The following is a 12,228-nucleotide window of genomic DNA, read 5'->3' on the forward strand; positions in this document are numbered from 1 at the left end:
ACGCCCGCCGCCAGCACCGCGCTGCCACATCCTCCCAGCACCAGCCAGAAAGTACCTAACACTTCGGCCAGTGCCACTTTCATCATGTTATTGTTCATTTCCTTACGCTCCTGTATCTGACTGAGTTACGGTGATTATTTTCAATTATCCATAGCAGGATAATTAAAATTCAGGAACGGGAGGTCAGTTTGTCAAATGACCAGTAAGAATTTTTGACAGCGGATCTCAGCCATCCTGCCTGAGGTATTTTTTATTACCATTTCGCCTGAAACTCATATCCGGAAGGTACTCCCCCAGACTTGCTACAAACTCCGGCGTTAATTTGTGGAAGATTATGCTGGCATCCTCAGGATTTAAAAAATTGTGTCATCTGTACCATCATGACCATCACGAAAACTAACCCCAGAAAATCAAACACAAGTTCCCACCACGACATTGATCTCTCCTTAGTGAATATCGCGTAATGACCACATTCCACTTCAGAAAGCAGACCTGTCCACAATGAACATCACGAGAAAATAAATCACGGCAACGATGCCGATGGCGATCAGTATCTTTGAGAGCAGCATAACGTCCTCCAGAAAAATCGTGCCTGGGAGCTTACCGGTCAGGTGTCCCTGCAATGTTGCGAAGCCGTCCCCTGGCTAAGCCAACACACGGGCGTTTACTCCACCGGCACAACCTGCCCTCTCTGATAACGAAACCAGGGCAGTTCACGGGTAATCACACAGCCCGATGACGCGCTCAGTTCACCGGTATTCCCCTTCAGTGTAAAGGCAGGGGTCTGGCGCAGCTGTGCATAGTGATTTGCCAGCGTCCAGGCGTCCGCCCCCATGGCGAACAGGCGGGCCAGAAAGTAGTCATTGCCCGTGGCGTTGAGTGCCCGTTGCTTCAGCCCCGGATTGTTGTTCGCCAGTACCGGGATGTCGCTGAACTGCAGGCCTTCCATATCCAGACGATAATCCGCTCCGGCGGTACCGCTGATACTGCGGGAGCTGGCATACAGCATCGCGCCTGACCGACTACCGTTACGCTCTGCAATCATTGGTTTGAGATATCCCATTTCTTCCGGCGTGGCGATGATATACACCGCATCCACCCGGCCCCGGCGATAGCTTTCCGCCCCCTTGCGCGAGACAGCAACCGGAGCCCCGGCCAGTGTGATACCGCTGTTCACACTGGCCTTCAGTGTTGCCAGTGAGCCAAAACGCTGCTCCGGCACTGCACCACCTCCCTGTTTCTGCCACTCGTCGGTAAAAGCCCGGGCCACGCGTTCGCTGATTTCGCTGCCGGGGAGCAGGAGCAGTGGAGAGTGTTTACCCTGCGCACGGATATGACGCGCCGCACTGCGGGCCTCATCTTCCGGCGAGAGCGCAAAATAGCAGATGTTATCCCGGCGGGCAGGATTTTCCGGCAGGTTCAGAGCCAGTACGTTTATCGTCGGGTTGCTGCTGAGCAGCTCCGCCACGCGATTTTTTAACAGCGGCCCTACAACCAGCGTGGCGCCGTCCTGTTGTGCCTGAGTCAGCAACTGTGAAACCGGCCTGGTTGCGGTGTCGTAGAGCATCAGTTCTGATGAGTCTGCGGAGGCGGGTGGGGACACTTTCTTTTCAGCCTCAAATCCCAGCTGAATCACGCGACCAAAGCGGGCCGCCGTACCGCTCAGGGGAAGCATCAGGGCCACTTTACGCACTGATGCCGGACGAAAATTCATGTCGTTTACCAGTGCTGTGGGCAACTGTCTGGCCGCCGGATGCTGCGACCAGTGAGTCTGCCATCCGCTGACGGCGGCTTTCAGTCTGTCCGGCATACCACGGTTATCAGACCAGGCGCGGCGCAGTGCCTGCCAGCCATGAAGTGATATGTTAGCGTCAGTAGTCTGTACAGCATCAACCTGCGTTTGCGTCATGGCAGTAAGCGTCTGCCAGGTCTCGTCAATGTTTCGTTGCTTCTCCTGCGTGGTGGTCAGCAGCGGGTCCTGAGCCATCAGCACCTGCAGCAGTGCCGGAGAGGGTTTACCCTGCAGAGCGGTGACCATGCTCTGCAGGTAACGCGCCAGCTGTGCCCCCTTAAGTCCATCCGGACTGATGTTCGTCAGCAGCGTCTGTGCCCCCGCTAAATCTTCCTGCGCCAGCTTCAGCTCCACCGCAAGCAGTGACTGCTCCTGTTTCTGGGCATCATCCAGTTTCGGCAGTAACTGACTGAAAAGGTCGGCGGCCTGCTGGTTTTTACCATCCCTGAGCAGTGCGCGAATGGCGAGTAGCTGCCAGCTGGTTTTGCTACTGCCATTACTGTGCTGCATTCGCATCAGGGCCTGTGTGGCGTCAGTCTGTACCGGACTTTCCAGAAGTGCAGTGCTCCGGTCAACAGGACGAACGGCGCAGCCGGTAAAAAACAGCGCAGCCGCAATCAGCGAAATACCGTATAACGCTCTGGCACCATAAAAAACAGATAAACGCATTCCAGGCTCCTCCCTGTTATTGTTTTCATTCAACAGAACATCCGGACCATACGGGAACGACTTATGCATCGTCGAACAACGGCGCGAGAGCCCTCATCAGCAACTCGCGGGTCAGTGCCTTCCCTTTGCCCGGAGCCCTGCCATCAGGGTGTATCGCCCAGTCTGCCGTGGATAACAGGTGCCCCGGCATACAAAGCATGTATTTTTCGGTACGGGGATAGCGGCGTGAATTATCAACTGCCAGAGTGACCTCGCCCTTAATCTGAATACCGCCTTTCACGCTGTACAGCGCCTGCGGAGTGAAACCTGCCCAGTTACGTCCGCAGTGAAGGGCAATACACGGTATGGTGTATGCACCTGCTGATGATACGGGTACCATTTCACGCCGGGTAATGCTGACCTCATATCCTTCCAGCCATTCGGTCAGGTTATCCGCCAGTCGCTGCATACGCTCACGAAATGCGGCGATATCCTGACGGGTCTGGCGCAGCTGTTCCTCACGGCGGACACGCTGTCGCTTTCCGGCTTTTGCGTTCGTCCCATGCTCTTCTGCTGCCACATTCAGTTCCGCCATTCTCCTCCTCCCGTTAACCCCATAAACAGACAACCATTTTCCTGCACCATTCCCGACGAAGGCTTAACAACGGGGAAAAACCGTTGTCCAGAAATATCAACAGACCTTAAATAAATCGGATTGACGCCAGCGGTCTCCCGGCGTGACACATTCCTGAGAGTACGCAATAAATAAAGGGGAAATTGTCATGGCACCATGTTCACCATTCGCTGAAATCACCCGCGTCTCTTTCGCACTGCTCCTGCTGCTGTCCGTTTCCGCATCTGCCGCCAGCTTCAGTTGCAGCGGCGTCAGCGTCCCCGATGAAAAAGCCATCTGTGCTGACCGGGAACTGAGCGAGAAAGATGTCAGAATGGCGACAACATATGACATGTTGAGGAAGGTTGTTCTGATGGGCGGACGCGGTGCACTGCTGGATGAACAGACCACCTGGCTGCAGAAACGTCAGGCGTGTGGTGATAACACCGTTTGCCTGTCCCATCTTTACGACGACCGTATCGATGAACTCAACGACCAGTATCAGCACATCGTGGCGTCATTTAATCGCTGAGGAAAGGATGAAGAAACGCGTAACAGAGCGGCAGGATTTACCAGTTCCGCAACATCACAGCTTTTTGTCAGGTCCGACATTACGCAAACTCCGGGCTCGTCTGCAGCATACATCCGGGATGCGGGGCCGCAGAAAGTAATATACCGCCCCGACACGGTATCTGGACAAACCACAGCTCCCGTGCCTATCCCTTATTTGTTAATAACCTGCAATACACTGATGAATAAGGATTCGGATAATGAAAAAACTGATGCTCACCCTGTCACTGCTGGCAGGTCTCAGCGCCGTACATCCGGCAATGGCCGCCATGAACGGCAATGATATTATCTCGCTGGGTTACGCCCAGCAGCACAGTAACCGCGCCGGTACCCTGCACGGCTTCCGCCTGGGGGATAATCATGCCTTTGCGGATAACTGGGGACTGAATACCTCGGCCTCATGGACCATGAGCAGTGGCGGTGACCATGGTAATGCCGACCTCGTCTCCCTGCTGACCGGTCCGTCGTATCAGATAAACGATATGCTGGGACTCTACGCGCAGGTGGGACCGGCGTTCTTCCATCAGGATGTGCTGGGGACCAAATGGGGTTACGGCTATGGCACCGGGCTCCAGATAACACCGCGCGCAGACATCAATATCACCGTGGGTTACGAAGGTGCAGACTTCAGCAGTGACCATACCAGCGGTAGCCTTGACACCAACGGCTGGAACCTCGGGGTGGGTTACCGTTTCTGACGTCGGTATAACATTTCATGCCTGAAGCTGGTTGTCCAGACAGAGACTGGCTTCGGATAAATAATATCACGGGATTAACAGCGCATCTGAAATATCAAAACAACACTCCAACGGTTAATTATCAATACAGAGCTGGATAGTGACCATGTTACATGACATTTTTATTGCCGGTGTTGTTGGCTTATTTATTTTACTGATGGTGATTTCTGTTTTCTTTTTACTCATGAGTCTGGGTGAATAACAATATTTATACCGGACGTAGTCCTGATGATGAGTTTAAAATTTTCATCCATACCCCTGCTGGCGGAAAAAAGAATGAGTAATGACGACCTGACTAACGCGCTAAATGCAGTCAGCTTTGCCCACCAGGTCTTTCAGACGCCCTCCAGTCGGGAAGAGGAAGAACTTCGCCATTTATTATGCGCTGTCCGGCAACGGCTTCAGGAGATGCATGCTGAACGCCACGGGAGTTCTGCTCCGGAAAATCGATAACGCTAATCACAGGTGGCGACTGGTGTACTATTTTCGGGTACAGTGACCTGTACAATAATTTATTTGACGAACATCGCAGAATGGTTATTTTATGTTGTTATCTGCTATCTTTCGTTTACAGACTCAGGATGCGTTATTTACTCATTAAGACTGAAATCATTCGCGTTGTCCGTATGGAAGCATACGGGATTTTTTATTTTCGCCGAAAAATGCAAGTTTTTGTTCCGTTTACTGATAATCACGCATTATAGCTTACCCGGGAAACATACCCACAATATACACTCAGGTAATCATTTATCATATTGCGTGGAAATCAATTCGCCCCACCGGCCTTTCTTCTTACATTAACGTCATGCCATCCGCTCTGCGGGGAGTGTTGCAGCAGAGAGCATTTCTTCCGCTGGCAGCAACGACAACAAACACCACCCGGCGTGTTGCTCCCGTATCTCATAACGCAGCTTACGCGCATCAAGCACATCGCCCACAACACGACAGTCGCCAACCACGATAAAATCCACCGGTGCGGACTGCTTACCTTCTTCAGTATAATGGCGCTGCAGTTCGGACTTTCTCACCAGCAGCGCGGATACGTCTGCGTATTCGTGATACAGAGAACCGGGAACCCATTCCTCATCGGTCACCACCGCGTTAACCCAGCCCTGCGAGCGCAGATATTCAATGGCGTGCGTCAGCCGGAAGAGGTCTGACTGCTGCGTCACCGGCTCCGTACAGGACTGGTGGAGGTATTCAAGACGTTTAAACAATCCGGCTGCAGGACCTTTCTGACGCCCGAGTCGAAGCAGACTGTCGATGTCGGATGCCACAGAACGCGGAAAACGCCGCTGCTTTTGCACATCAGCAAGCCAGCGAATTAAAGAGGTGTGGATGGTCAAAGGCGACAGCGCCTGGCCGTCCTGCTGAGCCATTCGCAAGCCCACCAGCGCGCACCATGCTAAATGGGCGAGATCGGCGAGGGATTCCTCGGGTGGTAATACGGTGTGATTCTTTTTCATGCGCAGAATTATAGCGAGGACACTGCTGACGGAAAAGCCGGGAAGTTGAGCATTCTGGTGGCAACCGCCAGGCGGTCTGAGCGCACGGCTTTAAATCAGCGCGTGGTTTTCCCAACAACACCATCGGCATCCAGTGCAGTACCTTTCCAACACACTGTGACCGGTTGAATCGACACCCGCCCCGACGGCTGCATCAGGAAAGCCATTCTTACGAGCCGTTTGCCTTACTTACCTTTCTCCGGCGTGGCACCGGCTCCAGCACCACACACTGTTGATTTCACGCTTTTACCGGTTACGGCACAGGGCAACCCACTGGTCACGGTTTTATCAGCAGCCATATCTGAAGAACTGAGTAATGTTGTAAAAACAATGACAGTTACGGTTAATTTTTTCACTGCAGGGTCTCCTGTACAAATGTGTACAGACTGGGATCCGGGAACGGGAGCGGTGCGAGAACAAGTTTTTCAGGGCTATGGTTGCGTTTGTCAAATACCCCTAAGTGTACTGAATGTTAAAACCCGGTTTCCAGGGGCAGGGGGCTGGACAGCACCCAACTGCCGTTTTGAGGATAACAGCTCCATTATCTGCCGGATTAACGTTGTGCACTTTCCCGATTTAACGCCTCTGTCCTGGTCTCATATTTTGGCCTGCCTGATATGCGGTACACTCATCGGTCTGGAGCGCCAGCTTCATGGTAAACCCGTTGGTATACGGACCTCGACGCTGATTATTCTGGGCAGCTACCTTTTTCTGGCAATGGGGACACATCTTACCGGGCTGGAGACAGACCGCAGCCGTGTGCTCGGACAACTGGTGAGCGGGATCGGTTTTCTGGGCGCAGGCGTGATGATGACCCGCGACGGCCAGGTGATGGGCGTCACTTCTGCAGCTACTGTCTGGGTCCTGGCGGCAATCGGCGCCATGATTGGTCTGGATTTGCTGGCGCAGTCCGTTGCGATGACGATGGTGGTTCTCGGGATCCTGACCGGCGCGAGCTGGCTGGAAAACAGCTTTAACGCGCTTCAGCGCGGTGTCCACCGCCGCCGGGGTGATGTAGACAAAGCGAAATCCTCATACGGCGACAGGCAGGACAATACTTCCCGTATTGCACCGGATCCCAATGAAAAACACTGATACCAGACCGGGATGCTGGTAATCCACAACAGGGAGAGATTCAATGATCCGAAGTACCCCCGTATCCATAACCACACTTCCCTTCACGGACCTCAACATGCCGGAGACGGATTTTGCGGTGCAGGATCCGCTTGAAGAGGGCAATGTTTTGTACCTGCCGGAGACAACCTTTCCACTGAACAACGAAGAGCGTAATTTGCTCACTACTGCGCTGGTCTCCCCCCGGCGCAAAAACATCAGCTATCAGCCAGAGCAGCAAAAAATCAGCGGTATGGCAAATGCAAGTCATGTTAATGCCGTCAGACAACTGACAGAACGCTACTACCGGTTCACCGTCAGGCTGCTCAACACCCTGTTGCCTGGTTATCGCGACGCATTGTTCCAGCCACAAACCAGCCTGCGGCTTTATCCGGTCACTGCCTGGCGTGACGCCACGTCATGGCGCAAGGATGACACGCGACTGCACGTTGATGCCATTCCGTCACGCCCGGTGCATGGTAACCGCATTTTGCGGGTCTTCTGCAATATCAACCAAAACGGTGAGCCCAGAATATGGCGGACCGGCGAACATTTTGATTCGCTGGCGGCCTGTTTTCTGCCATCGCTAGCTCCATGGTATCCGCTCGTCAGCACACTACAGGCTGCACTAGGAATAACGAAAAGCAGGCGCAGCCATTACGATCACCTGATGCTGGAGTTACATAACCGGATGAAAAGCGACGACGACTACCAGCTACGGGGCGTCCAACAGGTGACAGAGTTTGCAGCAGGCAGCATGTGGATTTGTTTTTCAGACCAGACCCCTCATGCAGCAGTCAGTGGGCAATTTATGCTGGAACAAACTTTCCTGCTGCCAGTCACCGCCATGCGTTCCCCTCAGTATTCTCCGCTTCACATACTGGAAAAATTTACCGGTGAATCGCTGACCTGACAGCAACGTTCAGTGGTAAAGGATAACGGAGCGTTATCCTTTACCGTATCTCCCGAGGTGTCTGGTATTCAGCTAAAGCCCCCTGAAAATTAACGCGAATACTCTTCAACAAGCGGTTTTTCGCGCTGTTCATCAACAGGATGTACCGGCGCGGTACGGTGAATCTCATTCACGCGTTCACGTACGCCAGACCAGCCCGCCACCAGCAGGACCGCCAGCAGCGGTATTGACGCGATGGTGTACGTACCATCCGGATAGTCGAATGCCATCAGCACCAGCACGCTGAACAAAAACAGCAGCGTCAGCCACGAGGTCACCGGTGCACCGGGCATCTTAAAACTGATATCCGCGGCTTTGCCTTCCTTAATGGCTTTACGCAGACGCAGCTGACAGACCACGATGAAGGCCCATGAAGAGATAATGCCGAGGGAGGCGACGTTCAGCACAATCTCAAACACCTGCGACGGCACCAGGTAGTTGAGGAGCACCCCCACCACGTAGACCGCCAGCGTTGCCAGAATCCCCGCATACGGTACATGCTGTTTGCTCATCTTCGACATGAACTTTGGCGCCGACCCGCCCATCGACATCGAGCGCAGGATACGACCGGTAGAGTAAAGACCGGAGTTCAGGCTGGAGAGCGCCGCCGTCAGCACCACCATGTCCATGATGCTGCCGATATAGGGGACGCCGAGCTTCGAGAAGAACGTCACAAACGGGCTCTGTCCCGCCTGATACGCCGTCCACGGCAACAACAGAACCAGCAGCATCACGGAGCCAAAATAGAACAGGCCGATACGCCAGATAACGCCATTGATGGCTTTGGGCACCGTCTTTTCCGGGTTTTCACACTCACCTGCGGCGGTGCCGACCAGTTCAACCGCCGCAAAAGCAAAGACGACACCCTGTACCAGCACCAGGGCTGGCAGCAGGCCATGCGGGAACAGCCCGCCGTTGTCGGTTATCAAATGAAATCCGGTGGCATGACCATCCAGCGGTTTACCGCTGCCGAGGAACACCGTTCCCACCACCAGAAACGCCACAATCGCCAGCACTTTGACCAGGGCGAACCAGAACTCCATTTCGGCGAACCATTTCACCCCCACCAGATTCATGGTACCGACAATCGCCAGTGCCCCCAACGCAAACACCCACTGTGGCACACCGCCAAACGTGCCCCAGTAGTGCATGTACAGCGCCACGGCGGTGATATCGACAATGCCGGTCATCGCCCAGTTGATGAAATACATCCAGCCCGCCACAAACGCGGCTTTTTCGCCGAGAAACTCACGGGCATAGGACACAAAGCTACCGCTGGTTGGCCGGTGCAGTACCAGTTCCCCCAGCGCACGCAGAATAAAGAACGAGAATATCCCGCAGACCAGATACACCAGCGCCAGCGCCGGACCGGCCACCTGAAGACGAGCCCCGGCGCCAAGAAATAAACCTGTACCAATTGCACCGCCAATGGCAATCATCTGTACCTGACGGTTATTCATGGCCTTGTGATAGCCGTCATCATGGGCATTCAGCCAGCGACGTTTTTCCGCATGATGCTCTGCTGCTGTTTTATTTTTTCTTTTCATCAAATTACCTGTCTGATTTTTTCTGGTGGAGTGTCTGAGCCTGAACGCGCTATTTATCGCGAACGGTCAGCCTGCTGGCGCTGATGCGCCATGTTGTTTTGCGGTTGTTGTGTGATGCGCGGCGGTGATTCAGAAACGCCGCAAAATGGAAACGACGGCGAGTGAACGTGCTCGTCTGCGTGTGGTATCGCTTTTTAGCGGGAGGGTACCGGTTGTCAAAGAACGCACCCTGTATACCTGTCAGCATAAAAGGCTCAGTGGAGACTCTTCACGGGACGGGGAGGTCATCAACCGATGAGATCACAAACTTAACATTCAGGGGGATAAACTGGAGAGAGCTCCCGGGAACCGAAACATCCGTTCCGGCCCGCTTTTCTTTATACTTAACGCAAATCGCGTTTATCTGATTCGCATGTCATTCTCAACGGCCTGTACACCGCTGACTTTTTGCGTAACGGTTACAGCCTTGTTCACCGCATCCGGTGACGAGACAAACCCACTGAGCTGCACCCGGCCTTTAAAGGTCTCCACGTTAATCTCCGTTGATTTAAGTGATTTTTCTGCCAGCAGTGCCGCTTTGACTTTCGTGGTGATCACCGTATCGTCAATATAACCACCGGTGCCTTCTTTTTTAGCGCCCGGTGCACAACCGGCCAGCAGTGCCGAAAGAATTACCGACAGGCAAAAAGTGTTAACGACGTTAATACGACCCATTGGGTTCTCTCCTTGTATGATAAATGGAGCCATAGTTCAGTAATCAGCAGTCTGAAGCAGTGCCTCGCATGTGGCTCCGGCTAGGGGGTGATAACGTGACCGGTACTGCGATCCAGGCAACGGCGGGTATCCGGCTCCCAGTACGCATTCACGTTCGCACTTTTATCGCAACGGTCACGATCATCAAACGCGGCATCGGTTTTATCCCACTCTTTTTCAGCCCGTTTGTTCACTTTCTGGCGTAACGCACGGGTATCATTCCACTGCTCTTTTTCCATAGCAGCCTGCTGACGACTGAGCGCATTATCACCCGATTCAATCGTCAGCCTGCTGGTTTCAGCCTGTGCTGATGCCGTAAACATCACCACACCGGACAGCATGGCGGCCAGATAAATACGCTTACCGAATCTCATGTCCATCACCTCTTAATAATTGTCGGCCATCATTACGGCAGTGTCGTCACCGGGTCAGATATGCCAGACAGGCAACCTGTCACGCTCAAGAGCAGGGAGCAAAAAAGCATGACCTCCACGAAGGGAGCCAACAACGCCCCTGCTGACGAATTGATATTCAGAACAGGAGACTGGCTACGGCGGAGGTGGTACTTTCAGGGGTACCCCCTTTCGCTGTGTAAAAGAGGATGAAAGTACCACCATTGAATCAGGTACAGCGCAAACCACCCGTTATACGCTGTACCCGGTCTGAAAACCGGCATGGAAAACAGACACAGAAAAGTGTCGAAACGGTAGCCCGAAATGTCAATGGCAGGCGTCGTCAGGGCGAGGAGCGCTCACTGGAAATTATCGCCCCCGGTAACCAGCGGTATATCTCCAGGCCACAGAGTCCCCCAGAATGACCTTACGGCTTACGGGATTTAGCCACGTAGTGTTTACTCTGGGGCTTTGCTTTAACGAATGACCTGGCTGTTGATACGCCAGCAGGTCCACCGTCCCGGTCCATCGCCAACAGCCGCTGTTTCAGCGATGTAAATGGGGCTGTAGTCGTTTTTCATAATCATCCCGACAGTCTGCATCACAAAAATGCACGTCCTTCAGGGGAGCGCAGCAATTGTGGCACAGCCCGGTCAGCGGCAGCGACGCCCGGATTCTGCTGTGAAGCAGCTGTGCCAGTCTCATCTGTTCGGCCTGGCTGGCCTGATCCACTTCATCCATTACTCATTCCTTAACATTGAAATCTGGCATCCAGATCACTGCCCTGGCTGCGCATACCCGCCCAGGACAAACCACAACAGCAGAACCACAGCCGCCACAAAAATGGCAACGGGAAACAACCATCCGATTTTCATATCAATCTCCTCCATCTCCACACCCTGGACAGTACCAGGCCGATACATCCCGGAATTAACCCGCGACGACGGGCCCGGGTCTGCCTGACCATGTCCGAATGCCGCGCCTGCGTAAATGCCGTGTTATCCAGCGGCTCATAACCCAGACATCCCGCGCAGACCAGCCCCGGCTTCAGTTTTGCAGCAAAGGCATTATCCACAGCGTTCAGCCCCTTCTGTCGGTCTGAAAAAACGCAATGATCAAATGGTATCCGAAAAATGCATCGCACCGGTTCGCTTACGGTGTACCGGTCAGTGACTGCGAGTAATAGCCGATCTGCCCTTTCGCCGCGCACATCCGGTGGTCAAAGGGTAACGTCAGCGCTCCCCCGCTCAGACCCAGTGAAACAAACGCTGGCCGGATACCGTTGCCGCTGCCAGACGCATCGCCGGATACCCAGCCCTGCAGTATCTGCAGCCCGCAGTCTGCCTGTACAATTACCGGCGGCAGCACCAGGGAGAGTACGTATCGCATCGGCACATACTCCGTGATAATGCTCCCGGCAGGCTCCATCAGGAACTGAAAAAAAAGCGCAACACAAAACAATCCCTGTGTCGCGCGCGATATAAAATGAGGGGGAGTTATCCCCAAAATAACAAATGAAGCAGTGGCATATAACAACCCTATTAGCACAACGGGTACCCCGGCAAGTCAACCCGTACCGCCGTACTGATCCTCCCTGCCCCGGACA

15 protein-coding genes and 1 pseudogene are annotated in these 12,228 nt (G+C 53.8%); 5 read left to right on the forward strand and 11 right to left on the reverse strand.

Features of this window, described 5'->3' with window-relative positions; genetic code table 11:
* From VF709_RS24355 to VF709_RS24365, 3 genes and pseudogenes are all read right to left on the reverse strand, one after another.
* Nucleotides 1-83 (reverse strand): annotated as a pseudogene (locus tag VF709_RS24355) (aquaporin); the annotation flags it as partial.
* Between the two features lie 581 nt (nucleotides 84-664).
* Entirely contained in the window at nucleotides 665-2,461 is a 1,797-nt protein-coding gene (locus VF709_RS24360) for a penicillin-binding protein activator (protein WP_440232426.1), read from the reverse strand.
* A 61-nt stretch (nucleotides 2,462-2,522) separates the two neighbouring features.
* Nucleotides 2,523-3,035, reverse strand: coding sequence for a hypothetical protein (locus VF709_RS24365; RefSeq protein ID WP_440232427.1), 513 nt, complete (start codon nucleotides 3,033-3,035; stop codon nucleotides 2,523-2,525).
* Between the two features lie 187 nt (nucleotides 3,036-3,222).
* Between VF709_RS24365 and VF709_RS24370 the strand changes: the two genes are divergently transcribed.
* From VF709_RS24370 to VF709_RS24380, 3 genes are all read left to right on the forward strand, one after another.
* Nucleotides 3,223-3,585 (forward strand): lysozyme inhibitor LprI family protein, encoded by a 363-nt coding sequence (locus VF709_RS24370; protein WP_440232428.1) that lies wholly within the window; start codon nucleotides 3,223-3,225, stop codon nucleotides 3,583-3,585.
* Nucleotides 3,586-3,823: 238 nt separating this feature from the next.
* A complete protein-coding gene (locus tag VF709_RS24375; protein ID WP_440232429.1) occupies nucleotides 3,824-4,321 on the forward strand; it encodes an outer membrane beta-barrel protein in 498 nt (165 codons plus the stop codon).
* A 267-nt stretch (nucleotides 4,322-4,588) separates the two neighbouring features.
* Nucleotides 4,589-4,813, forward strand: a complete 225-nt coding sequence (locus tag VF709_RS24380) for a hypothetical protein (RefSeq protein WP_440232430.1) — start codon at nucleotides 4,589-4,591, stop codon at nucleotides 4,811-4,813.
* A 350-nt stretch (nucleotides 4,814-5,163) separates the two neighbouring features.
* Here the strand turns inward: VF709_RS24380 and VF709_RS24385 are convergent, their stop codons facing one another.
* Nucleotides 5,164-5,826: a DUF2913 family protein gene (locus VF709_RS24385; RefSeq protein ID WP_440232431.1), complete on the reverse strand. Its 663-nt coding sequence runs from the start codon at nucleotides 5,824-5,826 to the stop codon at nucleotides 5,164-5,166.
* Nucleotides 5,827-6,050: 224 nt separating this feature from the next.
* Nucleotides 6,051-6,221, reverse strand: a complete 171-nt coding sequence (locus tag VF709_RS24390; RefSeq protein ID WP_440232432.1) for a hypothetical protein — start codon at nucleotides 6,219-6,221, stop codon at nucleotides 6,051-6,053.
* Between the two features lie 205 nt (nucleotides 6,222-6,426).
* Here VF709_RS24390 and VF709_RS24395 point away from each other — a divergent pair, with 205 nt between their 5' ends.
* Nucleotides 6,427-6,960: an MgtC/SapB family protein gene (locus VF709_RS24395; RefSeq protein ID WP_440232433.1), complete on the forward strand. Its 534-nt coding sequence runs from the start codon at nucleotides 6,427-6,429 to the stop codon at nucleotides 6,958-6,960.
* A gap of 43 nt (nucleotides 6,961-7,003) precedes the next feature.
* A complete protein-coding gene (locus tag VF709_RS24400) occupies nucleotides 7,004-7,891 on the forward strand; it encodes a Kdo hydroxylase family protein (protein ID WP_440232434.1) in 888 nt (295 codons plus the stop codon).
* Nucleotides 7,892-7,980: 89 nt separating this feature from the next.
* On the opposite strand, the gene ansP is transcribed toward VF709_RS24400, so the two are convergent.
* The 6 genes from ansP to VF709_RS24430 form a co-directional block, all read right to left on the reverse strand.
* Nucleotides 7,981-9,477, reverse strand: a complete 1,497-nt coding sequence (gene ansP / locus VF709_RS24405) for an L-asparagine permease (RefSeq protein ID WP_440232435.1) — start codon at nucleotides 9,475-9,477, stop codon at nucleotides 7,981-7,983.
* A gap of 399 nt (nucleotides 9,478-9,876) precedes the next feature.
* Nucleotides 9,877-10,191 carry a BON domain-containing protein gene (locus VF709_RS24410; RefSeq protein ID WP_440232436.1) on the reverse strand — a complete coding sequence of 105 codons (315 nt, stop codon included), beginning with the start codon at nucleotides 10,189-10,191 and terminating at the stop codon, nucleotides 9,877-9,879.
* An 80-nt stretch (nucleotides 10,192-10,271) separates the two neighbouring features.
* Complete coding sequence (locus tag VF709_RS24415) at nucleotides 10,272-10,610, reverse strand: DUF1283 family protein (RefSeq protein ID WP_038255704.1); 339 nt, start codon at nucleotides 10,608-10,610, stop codon at nucleotides 10,272-10,274.
* A 488-nt stretch (nucleotides 10,611-11,098) separates the two neighbouring features.
* The gene (locus VF709_RS24420; RefSeq protein WP_440232437.1) at nucleotides 11,099-11,227 is read right to left on the reverse strand and encodes a hypothetical protein; all 129 of its coding nucleotides are present in this window, start codon (nucleotides 11,225-11,227) and stop codon (nucleotides 11,099-11,101) included.
* Between the two features lie 171 nt (nucleotides 11,228-11,398).
* Nucleotides 11,399-11,497, reverse strand: a complete 99-nt coding sequence (locus VF709_RS24425) for a YoaK family small membrane protein (protein WP_440232438.1) — start codon at nucleotides 11,495-11,497, stop codon at nucleotides 11,399-11,401.
* A 277-nt stretch (nucleotides 11,498-11,774) separates the two neighbouring features.
* Nucleotides 11,775-12,011, reverse strand: coding sequence for a hypothetical protein (locus tag VF709_RS24430; protein ID WP_146748707.1), 237 nt, complete (start codon nucleotides 12,009-12,011; stop codon nucleotides 11,775-11,777).
* Nucleotides 12,012-12,228 lie beyond the last annotated feature (217 nt).

Origin of the sequence: Enterobacter sp. Lyrl_3 (assembly GCF_051948675.1) — a bacterium.
GTDB classification, from domain to species: domain Bacteria; phylum Pseudomonadota; class Gammaproteobacteria; order Enterobacterales; family Enterobacteriaceae; genus Enterobacter; species Enterobacter cloacae.